Origin of the sequence: Flavobacterium sp. JAS, assembly GCF_020991455.1 — a bacterium.
In the GTDB taxonomy this organism is placed as follows: domain Bacteria; phylum Bacteroidota; class Bacteroidia; order Flavobacteriales; family Flavobacteriaceae; genus Flavobacterium.
The window spans coordinates 324788-343312 of sequence record NZ_JAJMOX010000003.1; the positions used below are offsets into that span (position 1 = coordinate 324788).

The window sequence follows — 18525 nt, forward strand, 5'->3', positions numbered from 1 at the left end:
TACAGTTTTTTATAAAAGTTAAAAACCTTTAATGTCTTTTTACGAATATTTTAATAATTTAAATCTCATGAAATTAATATTGAGTTTTTATTAAGATAGGATATGATAAATTGATGTATTCGTATATTTAGGCTTATTTCTGTTGAGTCTGATAAGAGTTAATGGCTTGATTTTTAAGAAAAATGTTCTGAAAAATATCGAATTTAGTCTATATGCTAAGTAGGAATTGATTTTTTTTGATTTTTGTTTCTGCATTCTAAAAATTTAATTTCCCGAAAGCAAAATAAGGAGCTGATTTCGTGTGATTAGTATTGTGAAAAAGTTAAAAGTGCAGAAATTGTATTGGTCTAATTTTAATTATTATGAACAAATGTTGCTTTTTAATATTGATTTGTTGAATTTTGGGGTCTTAAATTATAAACATCATGAGAGAAATCCATTATATAAGTACTGAAACTTTAAGTTTAGAAGCTTTACAAGAAATTATTGTTAATCAAAAAACACTTGAATTATCAGAAGAAGCTAAAGTAAACGTTCAAAAATGCCGTGATTATTTAGATAAAAAAATGGCTTCACATTCAGAACCTATTTACGGTATCAATACAGGTTTTGGATCACTTTGTAATGTGAAAATCTCTAATGAAAATTTATCACAACTTCAGGAAAACCTTGTGAAATCGCATGCATGCGGAACTGGCGAAGAAGTGCCTGCTGAAATTGTAAAAATGATGTTGTTGCTTAAAATTCAATCTTTAAGCTACGGTCATTCAGGAGTTCAGTTACAAACTTTACAACGTTTGGTTGATTTCTATAATAATGATGTTTTACCTATAATCTATACACAGGGTTCACTTGGAGCTTCGGGAGATTTAGCGCCGTTGGCACATTTATCTTTGCCTTTATTAGGAGAAGGAGAAGTACTTTTTGAAGATAAAAAAATGGCTTCGGGAGATGTTTTAAAACATTTTAACTGGGAACCAATCGTTTTACAGTCAAAAGAAGGTTTAGCATTATTAAACGGAACTCAGTTTATGAGCGCTTACGGAGCTCATATTTTATTGAAAGCTTATAAATATTCTTATTTAGCAGATTTAATTGGAACAATTTCATTAGAAGGTTTTGATGGAAGAATTGAGCCTTTTAACGAATTGATCCATTTTATACGTCCTCACAAAGGTCAAATTGTGACGGCTCAACGTGTCAATGAGTTTTTAGATGGAAGTGAAATCATTGCTCAGGAGAAAAAGCATGTTCAGGATCCGTATTCTTTCCGTTGTATTCCTCAGGTTCACGGAGCTTCAAAAGATGCGATTGATTATGTTAGAAAAGTATTCAAAACCGAAATTAATTCGGTTACAGATAATCCAAATATATTTATCGAATCAGATCAGATTATCTCTGGAGGAAATTTCCACGGACAACCTTTGGCTTTAGCTTTAGATTTTATGGCAATTGCTTTGGCTGAATTAGGAAGTATTTCTGAAAGAAGAACGTATCAATTGATTTCTGGTTTGCGCAATCTTCCAGCATTTTTAGTTGATAATCCGGGATTGAATTCAGGATTTATGATTCCGCAATATACCGCTGCAAGTATTGCAAGTCAAAACAAACAATTGGCAACTCCGTCAAGTATAGATAGTATTGTTTCAAGTAACGGACAAGAAGATCACGTGAGTATGGGAGCGAATGGAGCTACAAAAGCATTGCGTGTTATGGATAATCTAGAGCGTATTTTGGCAATTGAGCTTATGAATGCTTCACAGGCCATTGCTTACAGAGCGCCTTTGAAATCAAGTGATTTTATCGAAATGTTCCTGAGCAGCTATAGAGAAGTTGTGCCTTTGGTAAAAGAGGATAGAATCTTACATTATGACATTGAAAAAACAGTTTCGTTCTTGAATAGTTTCCAAATTGAAAACGATTTGTTAACAATGGCTTAACATGACAAAATAATAATGAAGTAATTTTGCACTATCAAAAATAAAAAAATGTCAATAAACAGTATTTTCCAATTTTTAGTGCCGAAAGACAAGAAATTCTTTCCACTTTTTGAAGAGGCTTCAAGCAATTTAATTGAATTAGCTTCTAATTTACACGAAGCTGTAAACCTTCCATTAAAAGAAAGAGAAGTTCTTTTTCAGAAAATTGATGAGTTAGAGCAAAGAGGAGAAGACATTACACGTCAGACCAATCTTGAATTGAGCAGAAATTTCATTACTCCATTCGATAGAGAGGATATTCATACATTAATTACTTCAATTGATAACGTTGCTGATTATCTTCACGGTGCAGCAAGCAGAATGAGATTATATCAAGTTGATAAGATTACAAAATCTATCAGAAAGATGACAGAAATCAACCTTGAAGCTTGTCAAAACATTGACAGTGCTGTAAAAGAGTTGAGCAACCTGAAAAACATGAACATTATTAAAGAAGCTTGTGCTAGAATTAATAAACTAGAAAACAAATCTGATAACGTTTATAACAAAGCAGTTTTTGAAATTTTTGAAAACGAAACAGACGCTAAAAATATTATTAAATATAAAGAAGTGTTATCTGTTTTAGAATCAGCAACAGACAAATGTAAGAGTGTTGCGAACATACTAGAATCTATTTCTGTAAAACATTCTTAAATTCAATTTATTTCATTCTGAAGTTATAATTTTATGACGCTACTTATAATTATTATAGTACTAGCCTTAATTTTTGATTACATCAATGGTTTTCATGATGCGGCAAATGCTATAGCAACCGTTGTTGCTACAAAGGTTTTAACGCCTTTTCAGGCCGTTCTTTGGGCAGCATTTTTTAACTTTCTGGCCTATTGGGTTTTCGGATTTGGTGTTGCGGATACTGTTGCAAAAACAGCGCACACTATGGAGATTAACCTGGTCGTGATTCTAGCTGGGGTTATTGCAGCGATTTGTTGGAATTTATTGACTTGGTGGTTAGGAATTCCTTCAAGTTCATCACATACATTAATTGGTGGTTTTGCCGGAGCAGCAGTTGCTCATGCGATCGCTGTACATGGTTTTTCTGGTTACGTTGGCGAAGATGGAGCTACTCATTATTGGTACGAAATCGTAAGCTGGTATAAAGCAGGAAAAGACGGAGGAATGCCTTCGGGAGTTCTAATTATTATTGCTTTTATTGTTTTAGCACCTTTATTAGGAGCATTAGCTTCTTATTTGATTTCGATCTGGTTGTTAAATGCTTCTCGTAAAATTATAGGGCCTAAAATATTTACAGTTGCCTTAATGATTGCAACGGTTTGGCTTGTTAGTAACCTTATGGTACCTTATGCTGATATAGATAAGCCTAGATTTGAATCTCATTTTTGGAGTGTAGCTTTTGATCCACATAATATTAAATGGTTTCTAGTAGCCTTTATTATCTTAACAGTAAGTGCATTTTGTTTAATATTCAGTAGTTTAAATCTTCATCAGGCTGATGCTGCTTTGAAAAAAATGCAATTATTATCTTCTGCAGCCTTTAGTCTAGGTCACGGTGGAAATGATTCTCAAAAAGTAATGGGTATTATTGCTGCTGCTGTAGCAGTATATATTCACACTAATCCGGGTGTTCACATGGATTCTTGGTTAGATGTTGTTTTACCAAATGATGATTTGGGTGTAAAAGGAGTTATGCCGGGTTGGATTCCGTTAGCATGTTATTCTGCTATTGCTGCAGGAACTTTGAGTGGTGGTTGGAAAATTGTGAAAACAATGGGTTCTAAAATCACAAAAGTAACTTCGTTTGAAGGTGTAGCCGCTGAAACTGCTGGAGCTTTGACACTTTACTTTACAGAACACTTAAAAATTCCGGTAAGTACAACACATACAATTACAGGTTCTATCATCGGGGTTGGATTAACAAAACGTGTATCTGCTGTTCGTTGGGGAGTAACTGTAAGTTTGATTTGGGCTTGGATATTAACGATTCCTATCTCGGCTATTTTAGCAGGATTGGTTTACTTTGTATTGAGCGTATTTATTTCTTAGTGAAAAGATTTTTGTAAAATGGGAGAAGGTTTTTGATCTCATTTTATCGACATAAAAAAAGCTGGTTTCTTTATTGAAACCGGCTTTTTTGTTTTATTTCATTAGTTGTTTAAATTAAAATGTAATTTATTTTAACACATAGAAATATAGATGTTGTATTCTCAAAAAGGCGTTTCACTTTTTTAAATGCACAGAGTTGGCTATGAGAAAGAAATATATTTCTTTTTAATATTCTTATTTGGGCATAAAATCTATGTTTCTATGTGTTTGATATGAACCCAACGTATTATATTTACTGTAAAATAAGAAAGTATAAAGATTGAAAATGGATTACTTAAATCAGATTGAAAGAATCAAAAGCAAGTTGATTATAGCAAAAGATGCCGATAAAAACTTAGAGGTATTTGGTGCAGAGAGTCATAAGTATTTTGTAGGAGAAACGGTAAGTAAAAACCAAATTTCAGATTTCGAAAAAGAGTATAATCTGGAACTTCCGGAAGCGTATAAAGAGTTTTTACTCCATATAGGAAATGGTGGAATTTCAGATTCAAATTCTGCTGCCGGACCTTACTATGGAATTTATTCTTTAGGGAAAAATACGGATGAATTTATCTATGAAAATACCAAAAGCTATTTAAAAGAAGATTGTAAAATCTCTCCAAAAATGTCTGATGAATTTTGGTCTGATCTCAATAAAAATATTGAAGAAAACGATGATATTTCTGAGGAAGAATTTGATCTCGAATTAGGTAAAATATTTTCCGGAATATTACCCCTGGGCAGTCAGGGTTGTACTTATTATCATGCCCTTGTTTTAAACGGCGAATTTAAAGGAAGAGTTGTAAATATAGATAGTGACAGGCAAAAGCCACACTTCACTTTTGAATCAAATTTTTTAGATTGGTATGAGAGATGGCTTGACGAAATTATACCTGAAAATATAAAGACAGCTGATCCTGATTTGTTCCGATATACGCTAGGAGGAATAAGCAGTCATATTTTTGAGGTGTATTTTTCAACGCATACAATTGATACTAAAATGGACTGCCTATTTGGGATTCTAAAAAAGAAAAATCTCGATCAGAAAACTATTAATTTAGTAGAAGAGCAGTATAGAATAAACTCCGGTGCAATTCAAAAAAGACTACTTCAAATCCTGACTAAATTTGATTACGAACGAGCGTATCCTCATTTGCTTGATTTTACAAAAGAGAGTTTGTTAGAAGTTTTTCAGTGTATATTTTGGTACGCAAAAGACAAAAGTTCTGATTGGGTAGAAACTATCAAGTCAAATGCTGATGCAATAAAAGATGAAGAAACGTTTCGATTGTGTACTTATTTGCTAAAAGAAACAGATTTGGATTACGGTGGTATTCTTATTCCTTTTACTTCTAATAAAAATAAAAACATAAGAATTAGTTCTTATTATGCACTTGGTCAATTGAAAAATAAAGCTAATTATATAGATACTTTTATAACAGGTCTTTCTGATGCTTCAAATAGAGTAATTCATACGGTTTTGCAGGCTCTGGATGGAGTAGAAGATCGAAAACTTTTACCGCATTATAAGATCGTTGCTGAAAAATTTCCAAAAGAAAAAGATTATATTTTAGTAAACCTGAATCATAGACTTAAATCATACGGTTTAACAAACAAAACAATAAAAAAGATCGATGTAGATAACTATTTTATTGGCGAAGTTAAAAAGTAGAATCGCAAAAACAAAAAGCTAGTTTCTTTATTTGAAACTAGCTTTTTTTGTAAAGTATTTATTCCGTTGAAAGAATCACTTTCTTAAATTCTTATGATTGTGCTTGCGCTTGTAATGAGTTTCTTTTAAGTTGGTTTTGTCTTTCGAAATAATGCTTATTGTACCGTCAATTTCTAGCGTACAGAGCTTTATATCTGTTAAATGTTCTAAACCATGCTCACGTGCCGCTTCTTTTAGTTCTTCGTGTGAGATGTCTAGTTTGCTCAGAGCATCAAAATCCAATGTTCCGTTATGAATCAGGATTTCGGGTTTGTCCAGAAGCAGATCATTAACTATTTTATATTTATGTGTTAGTTTTTTGATTATAAAGTTGATTATAAACAAAACCGAAGCAGCAATCAATCCTCCTGAAAGACTTGTATCAGGACCAACCATCGCGTTTTGCACGGAATTACTAATTAGTAAAATCAGAATAATGTCGGCAGTGTTTAATTGCGAAAGCTCTTTTTTACCGAAGATTCTCAAGGCAATCGTCATGAAAAAATATACTGCGAGACTTCTTAAACTGATGTCTATATATGGAAGTAATGTCATTCTTTTACAATTTAGTTTTAAAAAAAGCTTTGTCAAAGTTTTAAACTTTGACAAAGCTGCTAAAATAAGTATGAAATATTAAGTTAAAGTGAATTAGCTTAATTTAAAATTCTTTTCGATTGCTCTGATCATTTCTCCAGCAATATCTTTGTTTGTTGCGCCTTCGATTCCTTCAAGTCCTGGAGAAGAGTTTACTTCAAGTAATAAAGGTCCTTTTGAAGAACGAATAATATCAACACCAGCCACTTTTAAATCCATAGCTTTTGCGGCTTTTATAGCGATCTTTTTTTCTTCTGGAGTAACTTTTATAACAGAAGCAGTTCCGCCAAGGTGAATGTTGGCTCTAAATTCGCCGGGCATTGCTTCCCGCTGGATTGCTGCGACCACCTTTCCGTCAATTACAAAACAACGAATGTCTTTTCCGTTGGCTTCTTTAATGAATTCCTGAACTAAGATGTTTGCATTTAAGCTTTTGAAAGCATTAATAACACTTTCTGCTGCTTTTTTGGTTTCTGCAAGAACGACTCCTTTTCCTTGGGTTCCTTCTAATAATTTTACGATTAATGGTGAGCCTCCAACCATTTTAATTAAATTATCTGTATCCAAAGGAGAATTAGCAAAACCAGTTGTCGGAATGTCAATTCCGCTGTTCAAAAGCAATTGCAATGAGTATAGTTTATCGCGCGATTGTGTTATGGCTGTAGCCGAATTTAAAACGAAAACTTTCAAAGCTTCAAACTGACGCGTTAAAGCACATCCGTAAAACGTTATGCTTGGTCGGATTCTTGGAATAATAGCATCAAATTGATTTAATATTTTTCCACCACGGTAATGAATCTCTGGGGTTTTAGCATCCAGTTTCATGTAGCATTCTTTGATGTTCAAAAAATGCATTTCATGACCGCGCATTTCTCCGGCTTCCATGATTCTTTTGTTGCTATATAATTCCGGATTACTGGCAAGAAGTCCAATTCTTAAACCAGAACTCGCTTTTTCAGAGTTTTGGTATAATTCCTTTAAAGATTCCGGTGTAGGTTGTCCTAATAAGTATTTTTCTTCGGGATCAACCAAAACACGTCCGCTCATGGCTTCACGACCTAAAAGCATTCGGAAACCCATAGAGTCACGATTGGTCAAAGTCATCTCGATTGGCCATTTTGAGTCGCCAATTTTAAAAGTGGTCTGAATAACATAACGATGTTCTCTAAATCCGCTTGAGCTTTTTACAATTCTCTTGTCAACCAACGGGGCTTCACAATGAATAATGGTTTTGATGTTATTCTGAATAGGATTAATATCAAATTTTACCCAATTGGTATCATTTTTAATAAAAGGAGCTATGTTTATGGCGTGCATTGCCGAAGTTTTGGCGCCAGAATCAACACGAGCCTTGATTGTTGGAATTCCTAGTTCTGGAAATGAGCACCATTCTTCGCTACCTAAAATGACTTTGTTTTGAAGCATACGTTGTTTTTTATTATAGAATTTAATAGCCAAAAATAGCTATTTGCTTTTACTAAAGATAGTAAATTATCCAAAAAAAATACCCGTTATGTTATGAAAACGTAACGGGTAAATTAAATTTGTTAAAAAATTTGAATAATTTATTGATTAGTTGGCTCTTCCGCTTTGTGTATTTCTACTGAAAGTTCTTGAGAGTCATCTTTCAAATCCATTAAGATTTCGTCACCTGAATGTATTTTTGAAGTGATGATTTCTTCTGCCAATAAATCTTCAACGTATTTCTGGATTGCTCTTTTTAGAGGTCTTGCTCCAAATTGTCTGTCAAAACCTTTTTCAGCAATAAATGCTTTTGCTTTATCGGTAAGATTTAATTTGTATCCTAATTCAGAAACGCGAGAATATAATTTTGCAAGTTCTATTTCGATAATCAAATCAATATCAGCTTTTTCTAGTGCGTTGAATACGATTACGTCGTCAATTCTGTTTAAGAATTCAGGAGCAAAGGTTTTTTTCAATGCATTTTCGATAATGCTTTTTGAGTTTTCATCGGCTTGAGCCACTTTTGCAGCAGTTCCGAATCCTACACCTTGTCCAAAATCTTTTAACTGACGTGCTCCAACGTTAGATGTCATGATAATGATAGTGTTTTTAAAGTCGATTTTGCGACCTAAACTATCAGTCAAGTATCCGTCATCAAGAACCTGAAGCATCATATTAAATACATCAGGATGTGCTTTTTCGATCTCGTCTAAAAGTACAACGCAATATGGTTTTCTACGAACTTTTTCAGTCAATTGACCACCTTCTTCGTAACCAACATATCCCGGAGGCGCTCCAACTAAACGAGAGATCGCAAATTTCTCCATGTATTCACTCATGTCAATACGAATTAACGCATCTTCAGAATCGAATAATTCTTTTGCTAAAACTTTCGCCAATTGTGTTTTACCAACTCCAGTCTGACCTAAGAAAATGAACGAACCAATTGGTTTGTTAGGATCTTTAAGTCCGGCTCTGTTACGTTGAATAGAACGTGCAATTTTTAATACTGCTTCGTTTTGACCAATTACTTTATTCTGAATCAATTCAGGTAATTTAGCCAGTTTATTACTTTCTGTTTGTGCAATTCTGTTTACAGGAATTCCGGTCATCATCGAAACAACATCAGCTACATTATCTTCTGTAACTTCAATTCTGTTGTTTTTAGAATCTTCTTCCCATTGTTCTTGAGCAACCGCTAGATCTTTTTCGATACGTTTTTCATCATCACGAAGTTTGGCAGCTTCTTCATATTTTTGTTTTTTAACTACCATGTTTTTGTTTTCACGAACTTCTTCTAACTGACGTTCTAAATCAAGAATTTGTTTAGGGACATCAATGTTAGTAATGTGTACGCGAGAACCAGCTTCGTCAAGAGCATCAATAGCTTTGTCCGGTAAAAAACGCTCAGACATATATCTGTTTGTTAACTTCACACAAGCTTCAATTGCTTCCTGAGTATAAGTTACATTGTGGTGATCTTCGTATTTGTCTTTTACGTTGTTCAAAATCGCAATCGTTTCTTCAACAGAAGTTGGTTCTACAATTACTTTTTGGAAACGTCTTTCAAGAGCACCATCTTTCTCAATATATTGTCTGTACTCATCAAGAGTAGTGGCTCCAATACATTGGATTTCACCTCTTGCTAAAGCAGGTTTAAACATGTTTGAAGCATCAAGAGAACCTGTTGCTCCACCAGCGCCTACGATAGTGTGAATTTCATCAATGAAAAGAATAATGTCGTCATTTTTCTCCAGCTCGTTCATTACGGCTTTCATTCTTTCCTCAAACTGACCACGGTATTTTGTTCCGGCTACTAAACTAGCCAAATCAAGAGTAACCACACGTTTGTGGAAAAGAATACGAGATACTTTCTTTTGGATAATACGCAAAGCAAGTCCTTCTGCAATAGCAGATTTACCAACTCCAGGTTCTCCAATAAGAAGTGGGTTGTTCTTTTTTCTACGGCTTAGGATTTGAGAAACACGTTCAATTTCTTTTTCGCGTCCTACAACCGGATCTAGTTTTCCTTCCTCGGCCATTTCTGTTAAATCTCTCCCAAAATTATCTAGAACCGGAGTTTTAGATTTTTTGTTTGACTTATTGGCGGGATTATTAAAACTACTTTCTTTAAGACTGTCATCTTGTCCTGAATCGTCATTATACGATTCGTTTCTTGGCAAGTTTTCTAAGAATTCTTCTTCGTTTGGAGTCATGTTTAAATATTGTTCTTTAGCTATGTCATAATCTATTTTTAGTTTATTCAATAGCTTGGTTGTTGGATCGTTTTCGTTTCGTAAGATGCATAAAAGCAAGTGCGCCGTGCTAATCGACGAGCTTTGAAATACTTTTGCTTCAAGAAAGGTTGTCTTCAGGGCTCTTTCCGCTTGACGGGTAAGATGAAGATTTTTCTTCTCGGCATTTACTTCAACGCTTTGATTGGCTGGACTCAGTATTTCTACTTTCCTGCGTAAATGATCTAGATCGACTGCAAGGTTATTAAGTATATGAATAGCTTTTCCGTTTCCATCCCTTAAAATGCCTAGCATTAGATGTTCAGTACCAATAAAGTCGTGGCCCAAACGTAAGGCTTCCTCTTTACTGTAGGTAATAACATCTTTTACTCTTGGTGAAAAATTATCATCCATAATATATAATTGGTATTGTAAATTTAGTGAATTAGTGTTTGAAAAACAAAAACCATACCCTTCGAGATCTCCTGACAGCTAAGGGACGAAAAAAATAACAATAAAAGCGTTAAAATACGCTTAATTTATTAACTAAAAGATGAAATAAAGTTGTTAATAAATCATTGAAATAAGTGTAAGGAAATAGCTGAAAAAATTCCAAAAAAACGTATCTTGGCACGCTTTGAAACTAATATAATTATTTAAACATAACAACTTATGTCTGAAGGAGAAAAGTTAATTCCTATTAACATAGAAGATGAAATGAAATCAGCTTACATCGATTATTCGATGTCAGTAATCGTATCGAGAGCGCTTCCTGATGTTAGAGATGGCTTGAAACCAGTGCATCGAAGAGTTCTTTACGGAATGTATGACTTAGGAGTAACATCAAGATCTGCCCACAAAAAATCTGCGAGAATCGTAGGGGAGGTTCTGGGTAAGTATCACCCACACGGAGATACCTCTGTTTATGATGCAATGGTACGTATGGCTCAGGAATGGAGTATGCGTTATTTATTAGTGGATGGTCAGGGTAACTTTGGTTCTGTCGATGGTGACAGTCCGGCAGCAATGCGTTATACTGAGGCCAGAATGCGCAAAATCTCAGAAGATATCATGGCAGATATCGAAAAAGAAACAGTTGACTTTCAATTGAACTTTGACGATACATTATATGAGCCAAAAGTAATGCCTACAAGAGTTCCTACTTTATTAGTAAACGGAGCAACTGGTATTGCGGTTGGTATGGCAACAAATATGCCTCCACACAATTTAACTGAAGTTATCAACGGTACACTTGCTTACCTTGATAATAATGATATTGAAATTGACGAATTAATGACACATATTAAAGCTCCGGATTTTCCAACCGGTGGTGTAATATATGGTTATGAAGGTGTTCGTGAAGCTTTTAAAACTGGTAGAGGGCGTATTGTAATGCGTGCAAAAGTTGGTTTTGAAGAAGTTGACGGAAGAGAATGTATTATTGTTACTGAAATTCCATATCAGGTTAACAAAGCCGAAATGATCAAACGTACGGCTGATTTAGTTAACGATAAAAAAATTGAAGGTATTGCGAATATTCGTGACGAATCGGACAGAAACGGTATGCGTATCGTTTATATCCTGAAACGTGATGCTACGCCAAACGTAGTTTTGAATACCTTATATAAGTTTACATCATTACAATCTTCTTTTAGTGTAAATAATATTGCACTGGTAAAAGGTCGCCCACAAATGTTGAATCTAAAAGATATGATTCACTATTTTATTGAGCACCGTCATGATGTAGTAGTTCGTAGAACTCGTTTTGAATTGCGTAAAGCGGAGGAAAGAGCACATATTTTAGAAGGTTTAATTATTGCTTCGGATAATATTGATGAAGTAATCGCGATCATCAGAGGATCTAAAAATACAGAAGAAGCTCGTGATAAATTAATCGAAAGATTTAATTTGTCAGATATTCAGGCTCGTGCTATTGTTGAGATGCGTTTACGTCAGTTAACAGGTCTGGAGCAAGATAAATTAAGAGCAGAGTTTGAAGAATTAATGAAGTTAATCGAGCACTTAAAAGCATTATTAGCGGATGTAGATCTAAGAACGAATTTAATTAAAGAGGAGCTTGAAGAAATTCGTGAAAAATACGGAGATGAGCGTCGTTCTACTATTGAATATTCTGGTGGAGATGTAAGTATCGAAGATTTGATTGCTGACGAAAATGTGGTTATTACAATTTCGCACGCAGGTTATATCAAACGTACAAACTTGACAGAATACAAAACTCAGAATAGAGGAGGAGTTGGGCAAAAAAGTGCCGGAACAAGAGATCAGGATTTCCTTGAACACATGTTCGTTGCGACCAATCACCAATATATGATGTTCTTTACTCAAAAAGGAAAATGTTTCTGGATGCGTGTTTATGAAATTCCGGAAGGAAGTAAAACTGCAAAAGGTAGAGCAATCCAAAACTTGGTAAATATTGAAAGCGATGATAAAGTAAAAGCTTTCATTTGTACGCAAGACTTAAAAGACAAAGATTATATCAACAGTCATAACCTTGTAATGGTAACAAAACAAGGTCAGGTTAAGAAAACATCTTTAGAGAAATATTCTAAACCTAGAGTAAATGGTGTTGCTGCCATTACTATTAAGGAAGGAGATGAATTACTTGAAGCTAAATTAACGAATGGAGAAAGTCAAATTATCCTTGCGGTTAAGTCTGGTAAATTAGTTCGTTTTGAGGAAACTAAAACACGTCCGATGGGAAGAACAGCTTCTGGAGTTCGTGGAATTACCTTAAAAGACGATACTGATGAAGTAATTGGTATGGTTACTGTTGATAAAGAAAATGTAAACGATTCGCAAATTTTAGTTGTAACTGAAAACGGATACGGTAAACGTACTAAATTAGTTGATGACGATGGTGAAGATGTGTACAGAATTACAAACCGTGGTGGAAAAGGTGTTAAAACACTTAATATTACGGAGAAAACAGGAAAATTAATCTCTATTAGCGCTGTAACTGATGCTGATGATTTAATGATTATCAATAAATCAGGATTAACAATTAGAATGGCTATTGAAGATTTACGTGTAATGGGTCGTGCAACACAAGGTGTTCGATTGATTAACTTAAAAGGTAAAGATTCTATCGCAGCTGTAACAAAAGTTATGAAAGATGATGTTGCCGAAGTTGTTGTTGACGAAGATGGTAATGTTATTGAGTCTGTAATCGAAAGAGTTAAGCCTGACTTAGAGGTTCTGGAAGATGATGGAACTGTAGAAGAAGATGACGATGACGATTCTGACGAAGAAATAGAAGACGACGACGACTCTGAAGAGGAAGAATCTGAAGAATAATAAATTTAACCCAGGAATAATTAAATACACAAATTGAATATTATGAAAAGTAAGTATGTAATACTAGCATCAGCATTATTGATTTCGGTAGCTACTTTTGCTCAGAAAGATCAAATTAAGAATGCTGAAAAAGCACTAAAAAGCGGCGATGCTCAAGGAGCAATTACGATATTGAAAGATGCTCAAAACTTGGTAGTAAATGCCAAAGATGTTGAACAAGCACAATACTATTTTGTACAAGGAAACGCTTATTTAGAGCTTGCAAACAAAAAAGTAGAAGAGAGTAAAAACTTGTCTCTTGCTGCTGAGAGCTATAATAAGTTAATAGAAGTTGAAAAAACGTCTGGAAAACAAAAATATTCAGTTCAGGCTGCAGCTTCAATTACCGAAATTAAAGGAAAGTTAATTAACGCTGCAATTGCTGATACACAAGCTAACAAAAGTGCTGAAGGTGCAAAAAAACTGTACGATGCTTATTTGTTAGATAAAAAAGATACAATTAACTTGTATTATGCAGCTTCAACAGCGGTAAATGCTCAGGATTTTGATACGGCTTTACCAATGTATGAAGAATTGAAAAAATTAAACTATTCTGGAAAAGGAACTTCTTATACTGCTTTGAATAAAGCTTCAGGTAATGAAGACGGTTTTAATACTGCAAAAGAAAGAGATTTGGCTGTAAAATTGGGAACTCACGAAAAACCAAAAACAGAAGCTATTCCTTCTAAAAGAGGTGAGATATACAAAAACTTAGCTTTAATCTTAGTTCAAAAAGGACGTACTGAAGAAGCTAAAAAAGCTATTGCAGATGCAAGAAAAGCAAATCCGGATGATGCTTCTTTAATTTTATCAGAAGCTAATTTATATCTTGAAACTAAAGATTACGATACTTATAAAAAACTAGTTGGCGAAGCTTTACAAAAAGATCCAAACAATGCTGATTTAGTTTTCAATTTAGGAGTTATTAGTGCAAACGCTAAAAACCCTGCTGATGCTGAGAAATATTATTTGAGAGCGATCGAAATCAATCCAAACTATACAAATGCTTACCTTAACGTTGCAGCATTAAAATTAGAAGCTGAGAAACCAATTATTGACGAAATGAATAAATTGGGTACTTCTGCTAAAGATATGAAACGTTACGATGTATTAAAAGCACAAAGAGAAAGCGTTTTTAGAGGAGTAATTCCTTACCTTAAAAAAGCAAATGAATTAGATCCTAAAAACGAAGATGTTTCTAAAACATTATTAGGAGTTTACAAAGCTTTAGAAATGACTGCTGAAGCAAAAGCATTAAAAGCTACAATGAACTAATAATTCATTATTGATTTATAAAAAAAATCCCGTTTCGACGGGATTTTTTTATGCCTAAGAATTACTGTTGTTGACTAAACTAAAGTAGCTGATAAAGTAATTGTTGTATTTAAAAGTTTCGAGATCGGACAAATCTCTTTTGCTTTTGCTGCAGTTTGAGCAAATTCTTCCGCAGAGATTGAAGGAACTTTTCCTTTTAAATCTAAATGAATCAAAGTGATTGTTCCGTCTTCAAAGGTAACTGTCGCTTCTGTAGATAAATCATCAGCAGTAAAACCACCTTCGTTAAGTAAAAAGCTTAATTGCATCGTAAAACAGCCAGAATGCGCTGCGGCAACAAGTTCTTCGGGATTAGTTCCTACGCCGTCTGCAAATCTTGTTTTAAATGATAATTGAGCATTATCTAATGTAGTACTTTGAGTACTGATTGTTCCTTTTCCTTCCATGCCTGTTCCTTTCCAGTTGGCATTTGCTTTTCTTGTAAATTTCATTTTATAGTATTTTAGGTTTATAATCTTTTGATTCTCAAATATAATCAATATTTTAAAGAATAGTTTTATGAAATTTAATTTGAATGTTAAGTTTGGGTAGAAGTGTGTGAAAAAATTAACCGCAAAGCGCGCAAAGTTTTTTAAATATGCCGGAGTTTATAAAAAACACAAAGTTCGCAAAGCTGTATGTTGATTTAGCTTTGCGAACTTTGCGTAAAATCTTTGCGCGCTTTGCGGTAAAAAAAAATTAGTGCATAAAAAAAGGTGCAATGAGAATATTATTACACCTAATTTTATATTTATAAATCAAAGATTATTCCTGACCTAAATTACGTAACTGTTTCAATTTATCTTTCCAAACGTCAAGGCTTTCTTTGTGAATAGCAATGTTTTTACGAACTTCAAGAACAATTGAGTTTTCTTTCTTAGCGTTTTTAGTATTCGTGAAAAACTGAATGTTATTTTCCAATTGGAAAATTTCATTTTGAACTTCTTCAATTTTACGCATTAAGAAAATCTTCTCGTTGTCTAATTTACGAGTGTCGTTGCTATCAGATAAAGAATCAATTCTGTTAGCAAAACGCATCATTTCGGTTTCTTTTTTACTCAAACTTAATTTTTCAAAAAGAGCGTCCAGGATTTTATTGAATTTTCCTTCGATGTGACGTCTTGCAAAAGGTACTTTTCCGTAACTTTTCCAGATTTCGATATGTGCTTTTATAGCGTCCAGATCAGTTTTGTGATCACCAGTTAGCTGGTAGGCTCTCAAAACATCCAAATAAGCTTTTTTGTTGTCAAAAGCAGCAACCTCATCAATGTTTTCTTCTGATTTGTGTTCTTTTAATTTATCAAAATAGTGATTACAAGCATCCTTAAATTCTTTCCAGATCTTATCTGAATACTTTTTAGGAACGTGACCAATTTGTTTCCACTCTTCCTGAATTTGCTTCATGATTGGAGTAGTAGCACCAAAATCAACACTTTCTTGTAATTCTTTGGCTTTTGCAACAAGAGCCATTTTTTTATTTAGATTGTCGTTTTGATCTTTTTTAATGTCTTTGTAAAACGAATTTTTAAAAGAATTAAAATTTCTCACAGCAGTTTTAAAAGCAGCCCAGGTTTCTTCATTTACTTCTGAAGGTACTTTTCCGGCAGCAAAAAACTCATTTCTAAGCGCTTCTACTTTCTGAATTTGTACCAGCCATTGTGAATGAGAGTTTACTTTTTCGGTTCCTAAAACCTCAATTTTTGCAATGATTTCTTTTTTAACTTCAAGATTTTTTTGTTCGTTTGCTCTTTGGCTTTCGAACAAAATTTCTCTTTTGTCATGAATTTTTTTAGTTAACTCACTAAATTTATTCCAGATTGAATCACGGTGTTCTTTAGAAACCGGTCCAATATCTTCTTTCCAGATTCTGTGTAAATCCTGCAATTCACGGAAAGCTTTACTAATATCAGTTTCGTTAACTAATTCTTCAACGCGAGCAATTATTTTTTGTTTTTGCTCTAAGTTGTATTTAAAGTCCAAATCTCTGGCTTCACGATCTAAATGCAGGTAGTCATAAAAATTTTCTACATGAAAGTGATAGTTGTTCCAAACGTGATTGTATTTGTCTTTTGGGATTGCTCCTGCATTTTTCCATCTTTCTCTTAAATCATTAAAATGTTTAAGAGTGTCTTTGATGTTTTCCTGTGGGTTTATAAGCTCTTTTAGTTCCTCAACTATAGCAAGTCGATTCTCTAAATTTGATTTTAGATTGGTTTGTAAATGTTTAAAATGAGCATTTCTTTTCTCTCTAAAAATATTATAATATTCATCAAATTTAGATTTTAATGGAGAATGATATTCAAATTCTTCGTTCGGATCTTCTTTAGAAGCATTGAATTCTTCTTTTTTCTCCTCTATAAGATGGTTGTATTGTAGTAAAAATGCTTTTTTAATTTCTTCGATATGGTCTTTTACAGACATTGCTTTATCATCATTGACCAATTTTTTCAATTCGTCAACAAGAGCATCCAAAGAAAAAGTGTTGTAGTCCTGCATAGGAATATCATGACGCTCTTTTAGAGTTTCATCTTCACTTTCTTCGGCATTCGAATTTGTTATAGCATCTAATGCAGTTTGGTGAGCAGTTTCTGTAGTTTCAACTGTATTTTCTAATTCAACTTCGTTGCTCGAAATTTCATTTTCAGTTGTTGCTTCAGGAGCAGCTGTTTCAGTAGCATTATTTTGTGTAGAATCGCTAATTTCGATTTCTAATTTTCCGTCTGCTTCTTGCAGGTTATCATTCTTTTCTTCTAACATTTTAAATGTATAAGGTTTTTATTTTAAACAGAGCGAAAGATAGTAAAGGTGTTTCTAAATACAAAATAAATCGTTTGTTTATACGTTATTTTACGATGAAATTCCTATTTATTGAAGTATTTTAGGAATGTGATCGTTGTTTTTTTGCTGTTTTTTTTAAAGTTAATTTAAATTAAAAATAAATATTCATTTAAGAAAAATAATGTGAAGTTGATATTTTGATTCAATTGAATTGATTTTTTTGCAATTGAAATATCTGTTGAGAGTGTTTTTTGAAGTTTCTTTTAGTAAAAAGATCAGAATAAAATCAGCATTCCAACTTCAATTCCATAATTATATGTTTTGTGACCTCCAAAACCAACGCTTGGATGTATATATGCCATATCATTTTGGGTAATTTTTCGGCCAAATTCTACAAAAGCATTATTGGGATATCCTTTATTGGTATTGTTATATCGGAATGCGACATCGGCAGCAATCCAATTCTTTCCAATAATGTACATGAAATAATTTTCTAATGCAGTAAGGTTTACATCGTTTCGGTTGCTTGAGCCTGCAAAACTAGATTGATTTTCGAGATTGGTTATCCAAAGAAGTTTATTTGCAATTAGGTATTTTCCATAAAAGATAGCAGGTGCGAAGACCCATTTTCCAGATCCTAAAGCCGGATCTGCTGCCGAATTGGAAATTACCCTTGCACGAAAGGCAATCCCGCCACTTTCATGCTTTAAATATGGAATATAGCTGATTCCGACACCAATATCTCCAATTCCGGTTTTATTTATAGAAGATGTATTGGTAGAAATTAATGGAAGATCTACTCTTAAATTCCAGGCTTTATTGGCTATTGGGTGTAAAAACCTGAGTTCTGTGGTATTAAAAGATCCGCTGTCGGTATCTAAATACTCATTAAAAAGCAAAATAGTTTTTAAGTAGTAATGATACCGGGCTTCTGTGTAAAGGTTTTGTGAATTTTCATTTGCATCTTGATTATTATCCTGCGCAAAGGCAGAAACTGTAATCAAAAAATTAAGTAAGAATAGCTTTTGTAATTTAA

General features: G+C 33.6%; 12 protein-coding genes. 6 read left to right on the forward strand and 6 right to left on the reverse strand.

Annotated features, from left to right (window positions below):
• The first annotated feature begins 425 nt into the window (after positions 1-425).
• From hutH to LPB88_RS05465, 4 genes are all read left to right on the forward strand, one after another.
• Positions 426-1940 (forward strand): histidine ammonia-lyase, encoded by a 1515-nt coding sequence (hutH, locus tag LPB88_RS05450; RefSeq protein ID WP_230713285.1) that lies wholly within the window; start codon positions 426-428, stop codon positions 1938-1940.
• Between the two features lie 48 nt (positions 1941-1988).
• Positions 1989-2633 carry a DUF47 domain-containing protein gene (locus tag LPB88_RS05455; protein ID WP_042564245.1) on the forward strand — a complete coding sequence of 215 codons (645 nt, stop codon included), beginning with the start codon at positions 1989-1991 and terminating at the stop codon, positions 2631-2633.
• 33 nt (positions 2634-2666) lie between these two features.
• Positions 2667-4001 (forward strand): inorganic phosphate transporter, encoded by a 1335-nt coding sequence (locus tag LPB88_RS05460; protein WP_230713287.1) that lies wholly within the window; start codon positions 2667-2669, stop codon positions 3999-4001.
• A gap of 325 nt (positions 4002-4326) precedes the next feature.
• Complete coding sequence (locus LPB88_RS05465; protein ID WP_230713289.1) at positions 4327-5712, forward strand: SMI1/KNR4 family protein; 1386 nt, start codon at positions 4327-4329, stop codon at positions 5710-5712.
• Between the two features lie 75 nt (positions 5713-5787).
• Here LPB88_RS05465 and LPB88_RS05470 read toward each other — a convergent pair whose 3' ends face one another.
• From LPB88_RS05470 to LPB88_RS05480, 3 genes are all read right to left on the reverse strand, one after another.
• Positions 5788-6306: a DUF421 domain-containing protein gene (locus tag LPB88_RS05470; RefSeq protein WP_089352424.1), complete on the reverse strand. Its 519-nt coding sequence runs from the start codon at positions 6304-6306 to the stop codon at positions 5788-5790.
• Between the two features lie 93 nt (positions 6307-6399).
• Positions 6400-7770, reverse strand: coding sequence for a 30S ribosomal protein S6--L-glutamate ligase (gene rimK, locus LPB88_RS05475; protein ID WP_230713291.1), 1371 nt, complete (start codon positions 7768-7770; stop codon positions 6400-6402).
• A 140-nt stretch (positions 7771-7910) separates the two neighbouring features.
• Positions 7911-10457, reverse strand: a complete 2547-nt coding sequence (locus LPB88_RS05480; protein ID WP_230713293.1) for an ATP-dependent Clp protease ATP-binding subunit — start codon at positions 10455-10457, stop codon at positions 7911-7913.
• Between the two features lie 258 nt (positions 10458-10715).
• Between LPB88_RS05480 and gyrA the strand changes: the two genes are divergently transcribed.
• Positions 10716-13358, forward strand: a complete 2643-nt coding sequence (gyrA, locus tag LPB88_RS05485) for a DNA gyrase subunit A (RefSeq protein ID WP_230713295.1) — start codon at positions 10716-10718, stop codon at positions 13356-13358.
• Between the two features lie 42 nt (positions 13359-13400).
• Positions 13401-14672 (forward strand): lipopolysaccharide assembly protein LapB, encoded by a 1272-nt coding sequence (locus LPB88_RS05490; protein WP_230713297.1) that lies wholly within the window; start codon positions 13401-13403, stop codon positions 14670-14672.
• 74 nt (positions 14673-14746) lie between these two features.
• On the opposite strand, the gene LPB88_RS05495 is transcribed toward LPB88_RS05490, so the two are convergent.
• The 3 genes from LPB88_RS05495 to LPB88_RS05505 form a co-directional block, all read right to left on the reverse strand.
• Complete coding sequence (locus LPB88_RS05495) at positions 14747-15163, reverse strand: OsmC family protein (RefSeq protein WP_230713299.1); 417 nt, start codon at positions 15161-15163, stop codon at positions 14747-14749.
• A 313-nt stretch (positions 15164-15476) separates the two neighbouring features.
• Entirely contained in the window at positions 15477-17468 is a 1992-nt protein-coding gene (locus LPB88_RS05500; RefSeq protein WP_230713301.1) for a DUF349 domain-containing protein, read from the reverse strand.
• Between the two features lie 296 nt (positions 17469-17764).
• Complete coding sequence (locus LPB88_RS05505) at positions 17765-18493, reverse strand: lipid A phosphoethanolamine transferase (protein WP_230713303.1); 729 nt, start codon at positions 18491-18493, stop codon at positions 17765-17767.
• Between the last annotated feature and the right edge of the window lie 32 nt (positions 18494-18525).